Annotated in this window: 19 protein-coding genes and 1 tRNA gene; 8 read left to right on the plus strand and 12 right to left on the minus strand. The window is 65.7% G+C overall.

The genetic code is table 11. The features are described 5' to 3' along the window. Together BLV97_RS12605 and BLV97_RS21205 are read right to left on the minus strand one after the other, a co-directional pair. The coding region (locus BLV97_RS12605; protein WP_143037529.1) for a transposase at positions 1–195 on the minus strand (195 nt) is incomplete at its 3' end. 525 nt (positions 196–720) lie between these two features. Continuing rightward, positions 721–888: a hypothetical protein gene (locus BLV97_RS21205; protein ID WP_160169207.1), complete on the minus strand. Its 168-nt coding sequence runs from the start codon at positions 886–888 to the stop codon at positions 721–723. Between the two features lie 173 nt (positions 889–1061). Between BLV97_RS21205 and BLV97_RS12610 the strand changes: the two genes are divergently transcribed. From BLV97_RS12610 to BLV97_RS12630, 5 genes are all read left to right on the plus strand, one after another. Next, entirely contained in the window at positions 1062–3428 is a 2367-nt protein-coding gene (locus tag BLV97_RS12610; RefSeq protein WP_035846883.1) for a Tex family protein, read from the plus strand. Positions 3429–3683: 255 nt separating this feature from the next. Next, a complete protein-coding gene (locus BLV97_RS12615) occupies positions 3684–4250 on the plus strand; it encodes a biotin transporter BioY (RefSeq protein ID WP_092164086.1) in 567 nt (188 codons plus the stop codon). After that, entirely contained in the window at positions 4247–4936 is a 690-nt protein-coding gene (locus BLV97_RS12620; protein ID WP_244521021.1) for an energy-coupling factor ABC transporter ATP-binding protein, read from the plus strand. The genes BLV97_RS12615 and BLV97_RS12620 overlap by 4 nt, the downstream gene beginning before the upstream one ends. Beyond that, the gene (locus BLV97_RS12625; protein WP_035846843.1) at positions 4930–5532 is read left to right on the plus strand and encodes an energy-coupling factor transporter transmembrane component T family protein; all 603 of its coding nucleotides are present in this window, start codon (positions 4930–4932) and stop codon (positions 5530–5532) included. The genes BLV97_RS12620 and BLV97_RS12625 overlap by 7 nt, the downstream gene beginning before the upstream one ends. An 85-nt stretch (positions 5533–5617) precedes the next feature. Further along, positions 5618–5691 (plus strand) — tRNA-Gly (locus BLV97_RS12630). Positions 5692–5959: 268 nt separating this feature from the next. On the opposite strand, the gene BLV97_RS12635 is transcribed toward BLV97_RS12630, so the two are convergent. Then, positions 5960–7113 (minus strand): IS3 family transposase gene (locus BLV97_RS12635; protein ID WP_092164087.1). Its coding sequence is split into 2 segments (ribosomal slippage): positions 5960–6864 and positions 6864–7113, totalling 1155 coding nucleotides; the frame shifts between segments, so codons are not numbered across the junction. Positions 7114–7201: 88 nt separating this feature from the next. Here BLV97_RS12635 and BLV97_RS12640 point away from each other — a divergent pair. Beyond that, a protein-coding gene (locus BLV97_RS12640) for an IS5 family transposase (RefSeq protein ID WP_373296457.1) occupies positions 7202–8159 on the plus strand; the annotation gives its coding sequence in 2 pieces (ribosomal slippage) (positions 7202–7894 and positions 7896–8159; 957 coding nt in all). Between the two features lie 272 nt (positions 8160–8431). Here BLV97_RS12640 and cyoD read toward each other — a convergent pair. The 5 genes from cyoD to BLV97_RS21210 form a co-directional block, all read right to left on the minus strand. Then, complete coding sequence (gene cyoD / locus BLV97_RS12645; RefSeq protein WP_051646339.1) at positions 8432–8782, minus strand: cytochrome o ubiquinol oxidase subunit IV; 351 nt, start codon at positions 8780–8782, stop codon at positions 8432–8434. Then, entirely contained in the window at positions 8782–9420 is a 639-nt protein-coding gene (locus tag BLV97_RS12650) for a cytochrome c oxidase subunit 3 (protein ID WP_035846839.1), read from the minus strand. Before BLV97_RS12650 ends, cyoD begins: the two co-directional genes overlap by 1 nt. Further along, positions 9417–11513 (minus strand): cbb3-type cytochrome c oxidase subunit I, encoded by a 2097-nt coding sequence (locus BLV97_RS12655; protein ID WP_081825217.1) that lies wholly within the window; start codon positions 11511–11513, stop codon positions 9417–9419. The genes BLV97_RS12650 and BLV97_RS12655 overlap by 4 nt, the downstream gene beginning before the upstream one ends. Positions 11514–11528: 15 nt before the next feature. Next, positions 11529–12527: a cytochrome ubiquinol oxidase subunit II gene (locus BLV97_RS12660; protein WP_143037530.1), complete on the minus strand. Its 999-nt coding sequence runs from the start codon at positions 12525–12527 to the stop codon at positions 11529–11531. An 824-nt stretch (positions 12528–13351) separates the two neighbouring features. Beyond that, positions 13352–13630 (minus strand): hypothetical protein, encoded by a 279-nt coding sequence (locus BLV97_RS21210; RefSeq protein ID WP_160169206.1) that lies wholly within the window; start codon positions 13628–13630, stop codon positions 13352–13354. A gap of 36 nt (positions 13631–13666) precedes the next feature. Here BLV97_RS21210 and BLV97_RS21585 point away from each other — a divergent pair, with 36 nt between their 5' ends. Further along, positions 13667–13939: a hypothetical protein gene (locus BLV97_RS21585; protein ID WP_051646336.1), complete on the plus strand. Its 273-nt coding sequence runs from the start codon at positions 13667–13669 to the stop codon at positions 13937–13939. 38 nt (positions 13940–13977) lie between these two features. Continuing rightward, positions 13978–14457, plus strand: a complete 480-nt coding sequence (locus tag BLV97_RS12665) for a 5'-nucleotidase C-terminal domain-containing protein (protein WP_051646335.1) — start codon at positions 13978–13980, stop codon at positions 14455–14457. Positions 14458–14547: 90 nt separating this feature from the next. Here the strand turns inward: BLV97_RS12665 and BLV97_RS12670 are convergent, their stop codons facing one another. From BLV97_RS12670 to BLV97_RS12685, 4 genes are all read right to left on the minus strand, one after another. Beyond that, a complete protein-coding gene (locus BLV97_RS12670; protein WP_035846837.1) occupies positions 14548–14928 on the minus strand; it encodes a hypothetical protein in 381 nt (126 codons plus the stop codon). A gap of 57 nt (positions 14929–14985) precedes the next feature. Continuing rightward, the gene (locus BLV97_RS12675) at positions 14986–15720 is read right to left on the minus strand and encodes a dienelactone hydrolase family protein (protein ID WP_035846835.1); all 735 of its coding nucleotides are present in this window, start codon (positions 15718–15720) and stop codon (positions 14986–14988) included. A gap of 112 nt (positions 15721–15832) precedes the next feature. After that, a complete protein-coding gene (locus BLV97_RS12680) occupies positions 15833–17497 on the minus strand; it encodes a long-chain-fatty-acid--CoA ligase (RefSeq protein ID WP_035846833.1) in 1665 nt (554 codons plus the stop codon). A gap of 116 nt (positions 17498–17613) precedes the next feature. Beyond that, entirely contained in the window at positions 17614–20658 is a 3045-nt protein-coding gene (locus tag BLV97_RS12685; protein WP_051646334.1) for an efflux RND transporter permease subunit, read from the minus strand. Positions 20659–20660 lie beyond the last annotated feature (2 nt).

Genomic DNA, 20660 nt, shown 5'->3' on the forward strand with positions numbered 1-20660 from the left:
CATCCGCGCGAAGATACCTTTCTCGCTCCAGCGCTTCCAGCGGCTGTAAAGCGTCTTGTGTGGGCCATAGGCTTCAGGCGCATCGCGCCACCTTAACCCATTGCGGTTGATGAAGATAATCCCGCTCAAAACCCGCTTGTCATCGACCCGAGGCTGACCATGCGACTTCGGAAAGTAGGGTTTCAGACGGGCCATCTGGTTTGGCGGGAAAACAGTCCCCCAGACTGTTTTCTTATCCGCCGCACTCAGTCAGCCAGAAAGGATCAGACATGTTCACCGCTCCTTTTTCGGAGCCGTGAATCACGCGGTATGCCGGAAATCAATGCATCCTGACGCTAAAACGACCACTGCTATTACGGAAGCCTGGGCATCTCGCGCCCGCCGATGTCTATCTCGGCAACGCAGAAACCATGCCCAAAAGACGAAGCGAGATCAAAGCCAAAATCATCGAGAAACATATCTTACTCAGCGTCTGCCGAAGGACCGTCAGCGTGTCCTTGACGGCCTTCCACACACCCGCATCAACATCGCGACTATGCCCGTCCTATGCGGCAAAGAAATCAGGCTCGCATTCCGGTTCATCCAGCAGGTAAGGCTCGACAAAGCAGCGGCAGTTACAGCCCTGTCCGGGGTGCCCGGTTTCTGGCGGGCCGTGCCAATCAAAGACCTTGTCGTCATGCTTTGCATGTTCATGGGGAACCTTCCGTCGTCACGGGACCGTCAAATGTACCGATCAATCCCATGGGCGCGTTGTTTGCGTTCATTGATCAACCCAGAGAACGACATGATCAGGGTTTCTTCCACCGCACGGCGGACCGAACTGCAGCGGCTTGGCGCTTCGCCATCGTCAGCCCAGATCGACTTCTGCCGCGCCGCCCACGCCTCCATCGCGACCGCCTTGTCGCCGGAAACATCCGCCCAATCGCAGCAAGAGAAACATCGAATCCGGCGCGGTTGCGGGGCAAAGCCCGCGACACGGGCGCAGTATCCGCGCGTCGATATTGCCCTTGCGCCGACCGGCGGATATGACGGGCGCCCGCCCCCCTGAAAAGAGAGCGCCCGTGACCCAGACCGCCGCCCGCATCGCCAGCGTCATCGCCCAGGAAATCGCCGCAACTCCTGCCCAGGTCAGCGCCGCCGCGGCGCTTCTGGACCAGGGCGCGACCGTGCCCTTCGTCGCGCGCTACCGCAAGGAGGTGACCGGCGGGCTTGACGACACCCAATTGCGCACGCTCGCCGATCGCCTGGCGTATTTGCGCGAGATGGAGGCGCGGCGCGCGGCGATCCTGAACTCGATCCAGGAGCAGGGCAAGCTTACCGACGAACTGGCGCGCGCCATCGTCGGCGCCGACAGCAAGGCCGCGCTGGAAGACATCTACCTGCCCTACAAACCCAAGCGCCGCACCAAGGCGATGATCGCGCGGGAAAACGGGCTGGAGCCGCTGTTGCGCGCGATCCAGGCCGACCGCGCCACGCCCCCCGAGGTGCTGGCCGAGGGCTATATTTGCGAGGCCGTCCCCGGCGTGAAGGAGGCCCTGAACGGCGCCCGCGACATCCTGACCGAGGAGCTGGCCGAAAACGCGGGCCTTCTGGGCCGGCTGCGCGATTTCATGCGCCGCGAGGCGTTCATTTCCTCGCGCGTCGTCGCGGGCAAGGAACAGGAAGGCGCCAAGTTCTCGGATTACTTCGACCAGCGAGAGAAATGGGCCGATATCCCCGCGCATCGGGCGCTGGCGATCCTGCGGGCCTCGAAGCTGGAGGTCGTGACGGTCGAGATCGCCCCCGACGCGGAGGCCGGCGCGCCCCGGGCGGTGGGGATGATCGCCTCGGTGCTCGATTGCGCGGGCGAGGCGCCGGGCGACAAATGGCTGCGCGACGTGGCCGGCTGGGCCTGGCGGGTGAAATTCACGGTCTCGCTCTATGTCGATCTGATGGGCGAGCTGCGCGAACGCGCGCATGAGGCGGCGATCAACGTGTTCTCGCGCAACCTCAAGGATCTGCTGCTGGCCGCGCCGGCGGGGGCGAAGGCCACCCTGGGCCTCGACCCGGGCATCCGCACCGGTGTGAAGGCCGCGGTGGTGGATCAGACCGGCAAGCTTTTGGAAACCGCCACGCTCTATCCGTTCCAGCCCAAGATGGACGTGCGCGGCGCGCAGGCGAAGATCCTGGAACTGGTTGCGCGCCATGGCGTGCGCCTGATCGCCATCGGCAACGGCACCGCCAGCCGCGAGACCGAGGCATTGGTGGCCGACACCTTGCGCCTGATGCCCAAGGGCGCGACGCCGCCCACCAAGGTCGTGGTGTCCGAGGCCGGGGCCTCGGTCTATTCGGCCTCGGAACTGGCGGCGCGGGAATTTCCGGATCTCGACGTCAGCCTGCGCGGCGCGGTATCCATCGCGCGGCGGCTGCAGGACCCGCTGCCGGAACTGGTGAAGATCACGCCGCAGTCGATCGGCGTGGGCCAGTACCAGCACGATGTCGACCAGCGCCGCCTGTCGCGGGCCCTGGACGCGGTGGTCGAGGACGCCGTGAACGCCGTGGGGGTGGATCTGAACATGGCTTCGGCGCCGCTGCTGGCGCAGGTCGCGGGGTTGGGCCCGTCGCTGGCCGAGGCGATCGTCCAGCACCGCGACGCGCACGGCCCCTTCCCCGCGCGCAAGGCGCTGCTTAAGGTGCCGGGCCTTGGCCCCAAGGCGTTCGAGCAATGCGCGGGCTTCCTGCGCATCCGCGATGGCGAAGAACCGCTCGATGCCTCTGCCGTCCACCCCGAGGCCTACGGCGTGGCGCGCAGGATCGTGGCCGCCTGCGGGCGGGATATCCGTGCGATCATGGGCGACGGCGGCGCGCTGAAGGGCCTGCGGGCGGCGGATTTCGTGACGGGCGAGTTCGGCCTTCCCACCGTGCAGGACATCTTCCGGGAACTGGAAAAACCCGGCCGCGACCCGCGCCCGGAATTCAGGACCGCCACCTTCGCGGCGGGGGTCGAGGCGATCGGCGATCTCAAGCCCGGCATGCGGCTGGAAGGCACGGTGACCAATGTCGCGGCCTTCGGAGCATTCGTCGATATCGGCGTGCATCAGGACGGGCTGGTGCATGTCAGCCAGCTGGCCGATCGTTTCGTGAAGGACCCGCATGAGGTGGTGAAGGCGGGCGACGTGGTTCAAGTTCGCGTGACCGAGGTCGACGTGGCGCGCAAGCGCATCGGCCTGTCGATGCGCCGCGGCGGCGACGAGGGCGGGCAGCACCGGGGCGTGGCGAAAACCCCCGACCAGCCCTCGCGGTCGCGCGCGGCCAAGCCCCGGCAGGGCGGCGTTGCCCAGGCCGCTACCCCGACCGCTTCGGGCCGGGCGTCCCGCGACAAGCCCGCCGCCAAAGCCCCAGGCGGGCTGGGAGAGGCGCTTCTGGCGGCGATGAAGAAGAAGACATAGGCGAAAGGACGCCGTGCCCCGACGCCCTTCGCCCTGGCGCAGATCCTTCGCACCGATGCGTCACCCGGGGCGCCGACGCCATAGGTGGCACGGCCGTCGGCAGGACCGGGCGATGTCAGCTGCGGTCTGTCCCCTACCCCTAGACCCCTGCCTTTCACTGCGAGAAAGGTCTTTGCTTCCGGCCCTTGGCCCTCTATGCCTTGCGCGCCGCCCCTTGATCCGGGGCCTGCGACGAACAGGAAGGACAGGTCGACCATGGAAACCCGTGACACCGTTTTCATCGCGCTCTTTGCCGCCATCATGGCCGCGCTGGCCGTGTTTCCACCGATCACCCTGCCGCTTATCGGCGTGCCGATCACCGCGCAATCGCTGGGCGTGATGCTGGCCGGCGGCGTCCTGGGCGCACGCCGCGGCGCGCTGGCGCTGGTGCTGTTTCTGGTGCTCGTGGCGATTGGCCTGCCGCTCTTGGCCGGCGGGCGCGGCGGCTTTGCCGTCTTCCTGGGCCCGACCGGCGGCTATCTGGTCGGTTGGGTCGTGGCCGCCTATGCCATCGGCCTGATGACCGAGATCTTCTGGCACCGCCTGACCCATGTCACCGCCTTCGCGATCTCGGCCGTGGGCGGTATCGTGCTGCTTTACGCCATCGGCATTCCGTGGAGCGCGGTCGTGGCCAAGGTGCCGCTGTGGACGGCGATCGGCTGGTCCACGCCGTTCATCCCCGGCGATCTGGTGAAATGCGCGATCGCCGCGGTGGTCATGGTCGCGGTCAAGCGCAGCTATCCGATCATTACGCCGCGCGGCGCCGCCTCCACCACGCGATGACCGCCGCCCCCGGCACGATGCTGGCCCTTCAGGGGGTGAGCGTCGTGAAGGACGGCCGCACGATCCTGCATCCGCTCGACCTGACCCTGGCCGAGCGGCGCGTCGGCATCATCGGCCGCAACGGATCGGGCAAGAGCACGCTGGCGCGGCTGTTCAACGGGATCGAGACGCCCAGCACCGGCACGGTCCTGTTGGGCGACTGCGCCGACCGCCGGGCGCTGCGCCGCGGCGTCGGCTTCGTCTTCCAGAACCCCGACAACCAGATCGTCTATCCGATCGTCGAGGAAGACCTGGCCTTCGGCCTGAAGAACCTGAAGCTTCCCCCCGAGGAGATCCGCGCCCGCATCGATACGGTGCTGGACCGCTTCGGCCTGGCCGGTCTGCGCGGCCGCTTCACCCATCAGCTAAGCGGCGGCGAGAAGCAGATGATCGCCCTGGCCGGCGTCCTGGTGATGCGTCCGGCCACGGTGGTGCTGGACGAACCCGCGACGCTGCTTGACCTGTGGAACCGAAACCGCCTGATGCAGCTGATCGCGGGGCTGGAGGAGCAGGTGATCATGGTCTCGCATGATCTGGAGATGCTGGCGAGGTTCGACCGGGTGCTGCTGGTCGAGGCCGGGCGCATCGCGGCCGACGGCCCGCCTGATCAAGTGATCGCGCGCTACCGCGCGGGCGCCGCGTGCTAGGCGAGGGCTATGTCGCGGGCACCAGCCCGCTGCACCGCGCCCGGCCGCTGTGGAAGCTGCTGGGACTGATTGTGCTGTGCACCATGCTTTTCGTCGGGCCGGCCTGGCCCGCGCTGGCGCTTGGCGGCGCGGCGGTGGCGGCGGGCTTCGCGCTGGCGCGGTTGCCGCCCATCCACGCCGCGCGGGCGCTGCGTCCATTGGCGTGGATCCTGGCGCTGCTCTTCGCGGTGCAGCTTTGGCTTTCGGGCTGGGCGCTCGCGGCCTTTGCCGTGCTGCGCTTCGCCGTGCTGATCCTGGCCGCCACGCTGGTGACCCTGACCACCCGCAGCAGCGAATTCGTCGACGGCATCCTGGCGTTGCTGGCGCCCGCGCCGGCCTGGGTGCCCAAGGCGCGCATCGCCCTCGCGATCAGCCTGGCCCTGCGCTTCCTGCCAATGGTGCGCGACATGCTCGAACAAATCCGCCAGGCGCAGGCCGCCCGCGGCCTGGAGCGCAACCTGATCGCGCTTTCGGTGCCGCTTCTGTTGCGCGCCCTGAAATCCGCCGATGACATTTCGGCGGCGATCTACGCGCGTTCCTTCGACGAGGCGGATTGATCCCGCCCCGTCGCTGCACCGAACCGCGGCACCGAATTATAGCCCTTGATGCGGGCCGCGAAGTGGTGCTATGCGAGACCGCGTCGCGGGTGTAGCTCAATGGCAGAGCAGAAGCTTCCCAAGCTTACGACGAGGGTTCGATTCCCTTCACCCGCTCCATCAATATACGATGCAAGCCACTGTTTTCGCTGCAGTTATCGCGACGAGCGGTGTTGCCGTGGATGTGAGTCGTATTAGCTCAGATGGGAACAAATCGGCATCTTCGGGAGACTTCGGGAGTGCGAGTCCCGAAGAAAGTCCCGAAGCAGTTCACGGGTTGTTCTAGGGTTCGCCACCCGACAAGAGGTTCCTGGACTGCCTCTGGTGCCCCCTCCGTTGCTCGGACGAACGTCGAGGGGCAGTGACCCGCCCCCCGGTCGTCCCTCGTTCATAACGAGAGTCCTTGGGTTTGATAGGCATCGGTTTCGGGTGTGGCAAGCGCGTCGGGTGCGGAGCCGTCAAATTGCTCAAGTGCCCGACGCGCTTCTGCGGGGGTCTGATTGCCCAGCGAGGAATGCGGCCTGACATTGTTGTAGTCGTATCGCCAAAGGGCCAGGGTCCTGCGGGCATCTGCCAAACTGTCGAAGATCTCTTCGTTGAGACATTCGTCGCGCAGGCTGCCATTGAAGCTTTCGATGAAGGCGTTCTGCTGGGGCTTGCCCGGGTCGATGTAATGCCATGGCACCCCGTTCTTGTCGGCCCACTTCAGGATCGCGCGGCTGGTGAACTCAGTGCCATTGTCCGAGACTATGCAGGCAGGTTTTCCATAGACCCTGACGAGCGCGTCCAGTTCCCGCGCCACTCGTGCGCCTGAGAGGCTTGTATCGGCAATCAGGCCGAGGTTTTCGCGGCAGCAATCATCGTTCACGGCAAGGATGCGGAACTTTCCGCAGGCCCCGAATGTGTCCGACAGAAAGTCCAACGACCAGCGCTGGTTCGGCCGCAGTGGCACTGGCATCGGTGTGCGGCTGCCGCGCGCCCGTTTGCGGCCACGACGGCGGTGCACCGACAGCCCTTCTTCCCGGTAGATGCGGTACAGCTTCTTCTCGTTCATCACCATTCCCACACGTTCCAGCAGGACGCCAATGCGCCGATACCCAAACCGGCGCCGCTTCTCGGCGATCTTGTTCGTTTCCAGACGGATTTCCGGGTTATCGGGCGGATGCTCGCGCCGCACGGTCTTCGGATCGACACCGATCAGGACGCAGGCCCGACGTTGAGAGATCGGATGATCCTTCATCGCCCGCAACACCGCGTCCCGCCGTTGCATCGGCGTCGTCAGGGCTTTCCCAGCAGGTCTTTCAGAACCACGTTGTCCAGCATGACATCTGCCACCAGGCGCTTCAGCTTGGCGTTCTCGTCCTCAAGCTGCTTCAGGCGTTTGGCGTCGGACAGGTCCATCCCGCCATACTTGGCCTTCAGCTTGTAGAACGTTGCCGGGCTCAGCCCGTGCTTCCGGCACAGATCCGCCGTCGGCAGCCCTGCCTCCTGCTCTTTGAGCATCCCGATTAGCGGCGCTTCAGTGAAACGGCTTTTCCTCATGTCGTCTGCTCCTTCAGGTTGGGCAGACTCTACATCACAGCGAGGGAACTTCCGGGGGGCAGGTCACCACGCTTGAGGAGTTCCTTTGATGCCCAAGCAGCCTGCCATCCCCGGTCTTCGCGACGCGATGAAGAAGAAAGTGACACGGCGAGCGCAGTTCCTGTCGGAGATGGACACGGTGGTGCCGTGGAGGTGTCTGCTGGCCCAGATCGCGCCGCATTACCCGAAGGCCGGCCCCAGGGGCGGGCGTCCTCCGATGCCGCTGGGGGCCATGCTGCGGGTCTGCTTCTTGCAGAACCGGTATGCCCTGTGCGACCCGATGGCCGAAGGGACGCTCTGCGACAGCGAAGCGATGCGCCGGTTCGCCGGGATCGAACTGGGCGACGACTGGTTTCCCGATGAGACCACGATCCTCAACTTCCGCCACCTGCCGGAGCGGCACGGGCTGACCGAGGCGATTTTCTCCGAGGTGAATGCGCATCTGGCCGACAAGGGGATCTCGCTGCGTTCGGGCATGTTGCTGGACGCGACGATCATCGACGCGCCGTCCTCGACCAAGAACAAGGCCGGCGCGCGCGACCCCGGCATGTCGTCCACCAAGAAGGGCAACGACTGGTATTTCGGCATGAAGGCACACATCGGCGTGGACGCCGACAGCGGCTTCACCCATGGCCTCGAGACCTCGACGGCGAAGGTTCACGACAGTCAGGTCCGGGATGAGCTGCCGCACGGCGAGGAAACCTCGGTCCGGGCGGATAAGGGCTATGTCAGCGCCGCGCGCGCGCAAGCATTCACGGCTGAGGGCAACGCCCGGGGGCGTCATGCGCCAGGCACCCAAGGGCGGCAAGTCGCATCCCCTCGACGAGCGCATCGACCGGATCATCGCCAAGGTGCGGGCCAGGGTCGAACATCCGTTCCGGGTGATCAAGCGCCAGTTCGGTCACGTGAAGACCCGCTGCCGCAGCCTGGCCAAGAACCGCGCCCAGCTCTTCACGCTGTTCGCGCTCGGCAACCTGTTCCTGGTCCGAAGGCGGCTGATGCTGTGAGGAGGCGTCTGTCCGAAATCCACGCCACGGCCGCCGAGCCCGCCCGAAAAGCACGAAATCCGCCGCAAGAAGCCCGTCTTCCGGTGGCCGAGCTGACCAAGCACCCGTCTCGGCGCAGACGAAGCCGTTGATCAGATGTTCCAATATTGGCCCCAAACAAGAACCCGCCGGCCAGAAGCCGGCGGGTCGTGTTGCTTTCACCTTCGGGGCGGATTGGCGCCGGGAAACGCGGGGCCGTGTCCGCCCGCCGCGTTCACAAGGATCCCGCGGGATCACATGCCGATCATCTCCATCCCCGGCATCATCCGGTAGTTCATGTTCAGCACCACCCAGATCGTGCCCGCCGCCATGATGAACAGCAAGAGGCCCGAGAACAGCAGCAGGTGCAGGTCTTCGCGCCGCTCGGGGCTCAGGTCGACGTGCAGGAAGTAGCGCACATGCACCACGATCTGGATCAGCCCCAGCACCGCGATCAGCCACAGCGCGGCACCAGTCGACATGCCGAAGATCACCGCGCTGAACGGGATCACCGTCAGGATCAGCGCCAGCACCAGGCCGGTCACATAGCCCTTGAGGTCGTGCTTGTAGGCCTCTTCCTTGCTCAGGTTCTTAGGGGTCGACATCACGCAAGCCCTCCGAGGTAGACGACAGAGAAGATCCCGACCCAGATCAGGTCGAGGAAGTGCCAAAACAGCGCCAGACGCGCCAGACGCGATTTCGTCAGGTCGTCGACACCGTTCTTGGCGATCATGATGATCATGATCACCAGCCAGATCGAACCGCTGGTCACGTGGATCCCGTGCAGCGGCACCAGCCCGAAGAAGGCCGACAGGAAGCCCGAGCGCTGCGGCACCGCGCCCTCGTGGAACATGGTGACGAATTCCTTCAGCTCGAAGCCGAGGAAGGTCGCGCCCAGAAGCAGGGTGACGGTCAGCCAGGTCAGGATCTCGCGTTTCGGGCGGTCGTATTTGACCGCGAGAGAGGCCAGGCCGAAGGTGAAGGTCGACAACAGCAGCGCCGCCGTCTCGATCACCACGCCCGACATCTCGAACACGTCCTTCGGCCCCGGCCCGCCGGCAAGCGAAGGCTTGCCGAGCATGGTGCCGTAGGTTGCGAAGAAGCAGCCGAAAAGGATCAGGTCGCTCATCATGAACAGCCAGAAGCCCGAAAGCTGCAGGGATGCCCGGTCGTGATGATGCCCTTCTGCCGGGCCGTAGGCGATGCCCGGGGCCTGATAGGTGGCGTCGGTTGCGCTGCTCATTGTGCCGCCTCCATGTACTCGTGCGCCGCAACGCCGAGGTTCGCTTGCTTCAGTTCCTGGTCGCGCGTCACCGGGGTGATGGTGCGGACCTTTTCCAGCCAGGCCTCATGCTCGGCCTGGACCTCGGCGGCCGGCACCGTGTGGGGATGGCGATCGCCGCGGATGGCGCGGCCGATGAACGACACCGCCATGATCGCGAAGCTGATCACCACCATCCACCAGATATGCCACACCATGCCGAAGCCGAAGGCCGATCCGAACACCGCCATGATCACGCCCATCATCGTGTCGCCGGGCAGGTGGATGTCGGAATAGCTTTTCGGCGCCTGGTAACCCGCGCCCGCCTCTTTCGCGACGGCGAATGCCTCACGCGCGTTGATGTGCGGGATGACGGGGAAGTTGTAATGCGGCGCCGGCGAGGGCGTGGCCCATTCCAGCGTGCGCGCGCCCCAGGGGTCGCCACCGATATCGCGGGTCTGCTCGCGGTCGCGGATCGAGACGTACAGCTGCATGCAAAGCGCGAACAGCGCGAAGGTCAGCACCGCCGCCCCCAGACCCGAGATCAGCATCCATAGCTCGAACGCGGGGTTGGTGAAGGACACCGTGCGCCGGGTCATGCCCATCAGGCCCACGACGTAAAGCGGGAAGAAGGTCAGCGAGAAGCCGATCGACCAGCACCAGCAGGCGATGTAGCCCCATTTGTCGTTCAGGCGGAAGCCGAACATCTTGGGGAACCAGTAGGTGTAGCCGGCCAGCATCCCGAAGAACACGCCCGGGATCAGCACGTTGTGGAAATGCGCCACCAGGAACAGCGTGTTGTGGACCTGGAAGTCGATCGACGGGTTGGCCAAGATGATCCCCGACAGGCCGCCCAGGACGAACAGCACCATGAAGTTCACGGTATAGAGCATCGGCACGGTGAACCGCACGCGGCCGCGGTACATCGTGGCCATCCAGTCATAGATCTTCACGCCGGTCGGAATGCCGATCAGCATGGTGGCGATGCCGAAGATCGCGTTGACGTTGGCGTCCTGGCCCATGGTGAAGAAGTGGTGCAGCCACACGGTGAACGACAGCACCGCGATCGCCATGGTCGCCACCACCAGCGAGCCGTAGCCATAAAGGCGCTTGCCCGAGAAGGTGGCGGTCACTTCCGAATAGACGCCGAAGGCCGGCAGCACCAGGATGTAGACCTCGGGGTGACCGAACAGCCAGAACAGGTTGGCGTAGTTCATCATGTTGCCGCCAAGCGCGCTGGTGAAGAAGTGGAAATCCGCGTAGCGGTCCAACACCAGCATGACAGAGGCAACGGTCAGCGGCGGCATCGCGAAGACCATCAGGATCGCGGTGCACAGGATCGTCCAGGTGAACATCGGCATCCGGAAGAAGGTCATGCCCGGGGCACGTTCCTTGTAGATGGTGACGACGAAGTTCATCCCCGTCAGCGTCGCGCCCAGACCCGTCAGCGTGACCGACCACAGCCAGTAATCAGGCCCCACCCCGGGCTGGAAGTTGACCCCGGTATAGGGCGGATAGGCGGTCCAGCCGCCGGTCGAGAACTCGCCAAACACCAGCGAGATCATCACCAGCACCGCGCCGGCGATGGTCAGGCCCAGCGAGACCGAGTTCAGCATCGGGAAGGACACGTCGCGCGCCCCGATCTGCATCGGCACCGCGATGTTCATCAACCCGGTCAGGAACGGCATCAGCATGAAGAAGATCATGATCGTGCCATGGGTCGAGAACAGCTGCGCGTAGTGGTCGGCGCTGAGGAAGCCGCCGTGCAGCCCGTCGGCCTGCTGGGCCCGCATCAGCACCCCCTCGATCACGCCGCGCAGCAGCATGATGAAGGCCAGCACGATATACATGATGCCGATCTTCTTGTGGTCCACGGTGCGGAACCAGTTGTTCCACAGCGGCTTCCACCAGCCCATGTAAGTCAGCAGCGCGACAGCGGCGATACCGCCGAGGACAACCGCCCAGGCCGCCCCCGACAGGATGATCATGTTCACGTCGACCCGGTGCAGGAAGACCTTCAGCGGGTCGAGCGAATCGAGGGTCAGTCGACCGAAAAGAAACGATGTATGTTCCATATTATTCTACCATCCTCACTCGGTCTTGGCCTTGCCCATCTGGGCATTGTACCGGACCGAGCCTGGTTGTTCGTGTTGCGGGACCGGCTTCATGTAGCGGTTGACGATGTTCATGAAGAACCCGGGCGCCACGTTGTTGAACCAGGTCGCGCCTTTCGGCATCGCGTTGTTGCCGAAGGTCGCGTGTACCTGCTCCGGCGTAGAGCTGACGGCCAGACGCTTGTATGCCATCGGATTCAGCGCCACGCCATCGGCCTGCACCTTCCGCATCCAGGCCTTGAAGTCGTCGGGCGACACCGCCTTGGCGACGAAATGCTGATCGTGGAAGCCTTCGCCGTTGTACTGGGTGTTCATGCCGTCGAAGCTGCCGGTCTTGTCGGCCAGTATGTGCAGCTTCGTCACCATCGCCGGCATGGTGTAGATCTGGCCCACCAGCGCCGGAATGGTGAAGCTTTGCATCACCGTGTCCGAGGTCAGCTGCATGCTGACCGGACGGTCTTGCGGGAAGACCAGCTCTCCGACCGTTGCGACGTGATAGTCGGGATAGATGAACAGCCATTTCCAGTCGAGGCCCACGACCTGCACCCGCAGCGGCGCCTTCTCGGACACGATCGGGCGGTAAGGATCCAGCTTGTGGGTGTCGATCCACAGCAAGGTGGACAGCGCCAGCACGATCGCCGCCGGCACCAGCCACATCGCCCATTCAAGCAGATGGTCGAAGTCCCAGTGCGGCTTGTACGTCGCCTTCTTGTTCGAATAGCGATAATGCCAGGCCAGCCACGGCACGCCCACGATCACCGGCAGCACCACGATCATCGAGATCCAGGTCACCTGCCAGAAATGCCCCCATTGATTGGCCGCGACCGGCCCCTGGGGATTGGCAAAGCCCATATCGTGCACGACACAGCCGGAAAGCAGCATCGGCGCCACCAATAGTGCCGGCACGCCCACGCGGCGAACGATCCGCCGGGCCGTTGGCGGCAGCCATGGGGTTCGTTCCTGTCCCAAGCGCATTTCGCGTCCCTCCATCAAACTTGCATTGAGTTGGCTCCTTAAAGGTGTAGGGGGTCCGGCTTCGCAAGGCTACGACATGTCGCAGGGGGACAGATCGCATTCAAAAAATTGTGTATATGAAGTGACTTTGCGCACCGCGGTGCCGGAACCGCCCGACCCGTACCAGTTTCACGCCCGGCGTGACGCAACGGGAAGGCCCCATGACACAAGGCCTCGCCCCCGGCCGCACAGCGCGAACGCGCGAAATGTTTCAAACTTCACGGGAGGTTCGCAGCAGGGCGCCGCGCGCCCGCCGCCGCCTGAGCGAATGGTGATGAAAAGTCAGTTTTGGCCCGGCTGCGGGAGGGCCTCGCTCGTCAGGCGATTCGCATCGCGCCCTGCGCAGGGCCGGAAGCCGGTTTTCGCGGCCCGAGATCCCGCGCGGCCATCACGCGGTTGTGAACCTGATCTTGCCACATCCCGCCCAGAAGCTATGCAGAAGTATGGGGCCGCGCGCGGCCGCGCGGCTCGTCCCCCGCGGACCGCCGAGATGATCCACGAAACCCGCCGACTCGCCGCCCTGATCCGGGGCGTCACCCTGGCCCTACCGCTGGCCGCGCCCGGGGCCCGCGCGCTGCCACCGCGTCCACGCCCGCCCCCACACCCGCCGCCGGGCCCGCCGCGGCGGAAACGGTCAAGCTGACGCTGCTGGGCATGGGCGACATCCACAAATTCGACGGCGACGGCCACCGCGCCGGTTTTGCCCGGCTCAACGCGGTGGCGCGGGCCGAACGCGCGGCGCATCCAAGCATGCTCTATCTCTTCGAAGGGAAATGCTGTCGCCGTCACTGTTGTCGGGCATCAGGACTTGGCGGGGTGATTTGACCGCCGATCCAGGGGCTGAAGGTGACGCTGATCCCGGTGGCGCAGGATACCTCAGCCAAGATGTCCGACACCGGCGATCTGGCCTTCGCCCCACGGTCAGGATCGGCATCGCGGCCGCTCGCGCGGCGCGCAAGCAGGACACGGACCTGGTGATCGGACGGGTCCGGACCGATCAAGGCAACGACCGCGCCCTGATCGCCAGCCTTGCCTTCGACATGCTGTAGTCGGGCGACGATCATCTGAACGCGAGCTATTGCGACGGCATCACCGCCTATGTGGAAACCTCGATCGACGCGCGTTTCCTGCAACCCCTGGATCTGACCATCGAGGTGACCGAGACGGGCGGCGCCCGCCGGATCCGTTGGCCCCCGGATTTCCGCTGGAGCGACACCGCCGACGTGACGCCCGACCCGGCGTCGCAGAAGCTGTTGGCGAAATTTCGTCAGCAGCTGGGCCGGGACCTGAACCAGCCGATCGGCAGGACCGAGGTGAGGCTCGATTCCCGGCGGGGCGTGGTACGCGGTCAGGAAAGCTCGGCGGGGAACTGACCGCCGATGCGCTGAAGGCACTAAGCGGCGCACAGGTCATGCTGGTCAACGGCGGCGGCATCCGCGGCGATCGGATCTACGATCCGGGCACCATTCTGAGGCGGAAGGGCATCCTGACCGAATTGCCCTTCGGCAACCAGATGGTGGTGACCGAGCTGCCGGGGCGCCAGATCCTTGCGGCGCTGGCGAATGGCTTTTCGCGGGCCGGAACCGGCGCGGGGTGGTTTCCCCGGATCGCGGGGATGCACGTGGTCGGGGATCCGACGGCACCGCCGATGGCGCGGCTCAGCCGGGCGAGCGTGGCGGGAAAGCCGCTCGATCCCGACCGGATCTATCGGCTGGCGACCAACGACTACACCCTGTCGCGCGGCGATGGGTCTGGCGCGCTGGGGGGCGGCCGGGTGGTCGTCGACAAGGGCAACGGGCGGCGGATGGCCAATGACGTGATCGCCTATATCCGCGCGATCAAGACGGTGAAGATTCATCCCGACGGCCGGATCTCGAAGCTGGGCGATTGACGAAGGCGGCGCTGGGGCGCTGCGGTGTTGGTGGGGCGATTGTAGGGCGGCGACGCGCGGAGGCGGGCGGCCGCGGCGCGCAAGGACCCGCTAATACCCCAGTCGCGCCTTGAGCGCCTCCAGGCGCCGGCTCGGGCGTTGGGGTTCGTGCTCATCGGTGGTTTTGGCGAACAGCGACACCCGTGGCGCGGGGCGTCGGCGCAGGGGGCTCGGCAGGCTTGAAAGCCGCGCGAAGGGGCCGATCGGCGCGGCGGCGTCCGTTGCGGGATTGTTCGCCTTCTCGGGCAGGGCCCGGACCAGGGGCTGGCCGGTGAAGCTGATCCAGAACACATCGACGATCAGCACCAGGACCCGCAGCGACAGCGCAATGATGACCGCGAGCGCCGCCAATGCGATATCACCGCGGACAAGCATGATCGTCGCCACGCAAAGCGCGGCGAGGCCGATTTTTCCGAACGTCGTTTGTCCCATAGGCCGACCTCCCGGTCTTGGCCCCCACAATCGTCATCATATACGACTCGGGCGGGTTCAGCCAGTGGGTTGCAATCGCTCCGCGAAAATCTGTTCAAGGCGGCGCCAGTGGCGCTCGGCCCCTTCGCGATTGTAGACGCCATGGTCGGAGACGCACCAGCCATGTTCCATGCCGGCGAAATTCTCGATCATGTATTCGACGCCGGCTTCGCGCAGGGTCCGGGCCAGCAGGGCCGATTGCTCGGGCGGAAAGCTGCGATCCACCCCTGCCCCGCCGACATAGATGAAGGCCTTCATCTTGGCCGCGCCCAGATGGGGGCTGTCGGGCGCGTCGCTGGCCAGCCCGCCGCCATGGAAACTGGCGGCGACAGCCACGCGAACCGGGGCCGCGCGGGCGGCGGTCAGGGCGCGGGTGCCACCCATGCAATAGCCCACCACCCCCACCGGGCCGATACCGCCATGGGCGGCCAGCGCATCGATGAAGGCGCCGGTATCGCGCGCGGTCATGTCCTGGGTTGTGGCATCGCGCAGGCGCATCAACCGATCGCGGGTCTTGTCGTCGCCAAAGGCGGTCGCGGCGTCGAACGGCCCATAGCTGCCCGAGCGATAGAAAAGATCCGGCACCAGCACCCGGTACCCCCAGCCCGCGATTCGGGCCGCCATGTCCCAAAGCGCGGGACGCGGGCCGAAGATATCCATGAAGAACAGAACGCCCGGACAGCCCTCTTCGCCGAAGATCCGGGCCGGGGCGTTGCCGTCCTCGGTAACGATGGTCAGGTCTTCCGCATGCATGGGGCATTCCTTCTTATGCTCGCTAAGATGAAGGTAAGGCCGGCGCCGGGGCTGTCACCCCCGTCGCGGACCACGCACGAAACGGTGATCCGTGCAAGCCGTTCGAAACTCGTCAGCCCGCGAAGGCCTTTTCCTGCAGGCTGCGCCATTCCGTCTTGCCCGACGGCGATCTTGGCAGCACCTCTAGAAAACGCACCTCGGCGGGCACCTTGTAGGCGGCCATCCGCGCCCGGCACCAGGCGATCAGCGCCTCTTCGCCAAGCCCATCCGCCGCCCCCGGTCCCGGCCGCGCCACCACCCAGGCCAGCACGCTTTCGCCGCGGCGCGGATCCGGTTTCGCGGTGATGCAGACATCAGCCACCTGCGGATGGTCGTGGATCATCTGCTCGACCTCGGTCGGCCAGACCTTGTAGCCCGAGGCGTTGATCATCCGCTTCAGCCGGTCGGTGATGTAGAAATAGCCATCCGCATCCATATAGCCGATATCGCCCGAACGCAGGAAACGCTTGCCGTCGATCAAGATAAACGCCGCTTCGGTGGCCTCGGGGTTGTTCCAATAGCCCAGGAAGACCTGCGGCCCGTCGATGACGATCTCGCCCACCGTACCCGCAGGCAGCTCTTGCCCGGTGTCGGGGTCGATCACGCGGGAATCAACATCGAAGACAGGGATCCCCAGGCACTGCGGGCGCGGCGCCTGGGGCGGGTTGATATGGGTGGCGGCCATCGCCTCGGACATGCCGTAGCCTTCGACGTAATCCAGCCCGGTCAGCGCCTTCAGCCGCGCCGCCACCGCCGCAGGCATCGCCGCGCCGCCGCCGCCGATCGCTTCGAGGCTGGAAAGGTCGTGGCGCGCCACCTCGGGGTCGTTGACCAGGTCGATCGCCATGGTGGTGATCGAGCGCCAGCGCCCGACCCGGTAGCGTTCGATCAGATAGGCGGCAAGGCGGCGGTCCCAGCGGGTCATGATCACCATCGTCTGGCCTGCCAGGATCGGCCCGTTCATCGAATTCTGCATGCCGGTGACATGGAACAGCGGCAACGAGACCAGCGCGGGCTTTTCGTCGCCGCCCGGCGACCAGGCGACGCTGCCCACCGCCGTCGCCATCACCGTGCGGTGGGAATGCATGCAGCCCTTGGGGTGGCCGGTCGAGCCCGAGGAATAGGGGATCACCGCCAGATCATCCGGCCCCGCCGTGATCGGGCCGGGATCGCGCGCCTCGGACAGAGCCTGCGACCAGGGGGCGATGCGCGGGCCGTAGTCGGCGCGCCCGGGCTGATCCAGCGGCGGCGGCAATGGGTGGGCAAAGCCGGGGTCGGCGGCGTCGGCATAGGCTGCGACGAGGCACGATTGCAGCCCCGCGCCCAGGGCGGGGCGCAGGAAGTCCAGCAATTCCTGGCCCGCGATCGCCACGCGCGCGCCGGTGTCGGCGACCAGATGCGCCAGCTCGGCCGTGCGGTTCATCGGATTGACCGGCACCACCACCGCATCGGCGCGCAGGATGCCATAGAAGGCCGCCACATATTGCGGCGAGTTCTGCATGTACAGCAGCACCCTGTCGCCCCGCGCCACGCCCTGTCCCTTCAGCCAGCCCGCGACGGCCCGCGCCTGACCTGCCAGTTCACCGTAGCGAAGCGTGCGGCCATAGTAGTGAATCGCCGGGGTCTCGGGCACGCGGGCGGCCGTGTCCTCGAGGTTCTGCGCCACCGATTGGGCAGGCAGTTCCACCTGATATGGCACGCCCGCGGGCCAGTGCCGGTAATGTCGGGTATTTCTCATGCCGCGCCCCTTCTCTCCGCAACAACAATCGCCCGCCGGTCGAAAGCCTGCCCCCGGTCCGGGGTCAGGTCAAGCACGGCGCGGCGACGCCTTGCGCCATGCCTGCCGGCCCCGGATCACCCGGCCGCGACGGCCCCTGCCCCGGGCGTCACGCGCGCGGCCAGCAGCAGATACATCGCCGGCACCACGAACAGCGTGAACAGCGTGCCGAACGACATGCCGGTGAAGATCACCAACCCCATCGCATAGCGCCCCGCCGCCCCCGCGCCGCTGGCCAGCACCAGCGGCAACACGCCGAACACCATCGCCGCGGTGGTCATCAGGATCGGCCGCAGCCGGGTCGCGGCCGCATCCAGCACCGCATCCAGCTTGGTCATCCCGCGCGCCTGCGCGGCATTGGCGAATTGCACGATCAGGATGCCATGTTTCGAGATCAGCCCCATCAGGGTGACGATCCCCACCTCGGTATAGATGTTGATGGTGGAGAACCCGAGAAACAGGAAGCTGACCGCCCCGAACAGTGCCAGCGGCACCGAGATCAGGATCACCACAGGATCGCGGAAGCTTTCGAACAGCGCCGCCAGCGCCAGGAAGACGATGATGACCGAAAACATCATCGTCACCAGAAAGCCGCCCGATTCGTGCATGAACTGGCGCGACTGGCCAGCGTAATCGGCGCTGTAGCCGGTGGGCGCGACCTTTTTCAGCACCCCGCGCAGATAGGCCAGCGTCGCGCCCTGCGACCCCGCCGCCACGCCCTGGATGGTGGCGGAATTGAGCTGCTGGAAATGGCTGATCGCCTCGGGTCCGACGCTCTCGGTCAGATGCGCGACGCTGCGCAGGGTCACCGGGCCGTGCGGGGTGGGGATATGCAGGTTCAGGATGTCGGACGGGTTCAGCCGGTCGACGCGGCGCACCTGGGGGATCACCTCATAGGCGCGCCCGTCGATGGTGAAATAATTCACCCGTGCCCCGGACAGGGCCGCGCCCAGGGCCTGGCCGACCTGCTGCTTGGTCAGGCCAAGCGCCGCCACCTTGTCGGGGTCGATGATCAGGTTGGCTTGCGGTTCGTCGATCTTCAGATCGCTGTCTATATAGTAGAACCTGTGGTCCTTCTTCGCCCGGGCCATCACCTTGCGGACCACCGCGTCGAGGTTCTGGAACGGCTGCGTCGTCTTGATCACGAACTGCACCGGCAGCCCCGAGGCCCCGGGCAGCGAGGGAAACTGGAACGCCACCACCTTGGCCCCGGCAATGCCGTTCCATTCGCCCTGCAACTGATGCTGGATCTCGGTCGCGGTGCGGCTGCGCTGGGCGTAGGGCTTGAGGATAATGCCGCTGATCCCCGCGTTCACCACCGGCACGCCCGACAGCTGAAAGGCGTGCTCGTATTCGGGCAGCTTGCGCGCGATGTCGAAAAGCTGGGCGTTATAGGCCAGCATCTGATCGGAGGTGGCGGTGGGCGGCCCCTTCACCATCGCCGCGACGACGCCCTGATCCTCGGTCGGCGCCAGTTGCTTTTGCGTCATGGTGAACATCACGCCCAGAAGCCCGATCATGATCACCGCCATCACGATCAGCACCGAATAGGTCTGCAGCAGATTGGCCAGAAGCCGCATGTAGCCGCGCCGCACGGTCTCGAACACCCGGTCGATATGGTGCGCCAGCCAGGTGTCATCCTGCGAGGACCGGAAGATGCGCGCACACATCATCGGCGACAGCGTCAGCGCCACCACCCCCGACATGACCACCGCCGCCGCCAGGGTGAAGGCGAATTGCACGAACAACGCACCCGTCAGCCCGCCCTGAAAGCCGATCGGCAGATAGACCGCGACCAGCACCAGCGTCATCGCAAGAATGGGCGAGCCCAGTTCACGCGCCGCCAGCAGCGCGGCCTGCATCGGGGTCTTGCCTTCGTCCTTCATGTGGCGGTCGACGTTCTCGACCACGATGATCGCATCATCCACCACCAGCCCGATCGCCAGTACCAGCGCCAAAAGCGTCAGCAGGTTGATCGAATAGCCCAGAAGCTGCATCCCGAAGGCCGCGCCGATCATCGACAGCGGCATCGCCACCAGCGGCACGACGACGGCGCGGAAGCTGCCCAGGAACAGGAAGATCACCAGGGTCACGATCGCCAGCGTCTCGGCCAGGGTTTGCAGCACCTCGGAAATCGAGGCGTCGATAAACCGGGTGGAATCGTAGACGATCTTGCCCGTCAGCCCCTGCGGCAGCTGCGCCCGGACCGCCGGAAAGGCCCGGCGCACCCGCGCGGCGACGTTCAGGATATTGGCGTCCGGCGCCACCTTGATGCCGACAAAAACCGAGCGGATGCCGTCGAAGGCGACGTTCAGGTCATAGTTTTGCGACCCCAGCACGACATGCGCCACATCGCCCAGCCGCACGACCGAGGCGCCGTCGTGCTTGATGATCAGGTTTCGAAACGCCTTGACGCTGTGCAGGCTGGTATCGGTGGTCAAGGGGACGCTCACCCACTGGCCCCGGGTCGACCCCAGCGCGGTGAGGTAGTTGTTCTTCGACAGCGCCGCATAGACATCGGCCGCCGTCACCCCATGGCCGGCCATCCGCGTCGGATCCAGCCAGGCGCGCAGCGCAAAGCTGCGCCCGCCCAGGATCTCGGCCGCCTGCACGCCGCGCACCGCGTTCAGCTTTGGCACCACGACGCGGCTGAGATAATCGGTGACATCGTTCTGCGCCATGGTTTTGCTGTAGAAGCCCAGGTACATCGCGTCGGTCGTATGCCCGGCCGAGACCTTTATCACCGGCGTTTGCGCCGCCACCGGCAGCCGGTTCTTCACCGCGTTGATCTGCGTGTTGATCTCGGTCAGCGCCTTGGTCGCGTCATAGTCCAGCCGCAGTTGCGCGGTGATCGTCGAGGCCCCCGCCGTGCTGGACGAAGACAGATAGTCGATGCCCTGCGCCTGGGCGATCGAGGCCTCCAGCGGCTGGGTGATGAAGCCCGCGACGGTGCGCGCATCCGCCCCGGGATAGATCGTGGTGACCGTAACCGTGGCCGATTGCATCCGGGGATACTGGCTGACCGGCAGGCTGAACAGCGCGCGCAGGCCCAGAACGACGACCAGCAGGCTGATCACCATCGCCAGCACCGGGCGGCGGATGAATATATCGGTGAAATTCATTG

The organism is Allgaiera indica (assembly GCF_900106675.1).
Lineage (GTDB): Bacteria > Pseudomonadota > Alphaproteobacteria > Rhodobacterales > Rhodobacteraceae > Acidimangrovimonas > Acidimangrovimonas indica.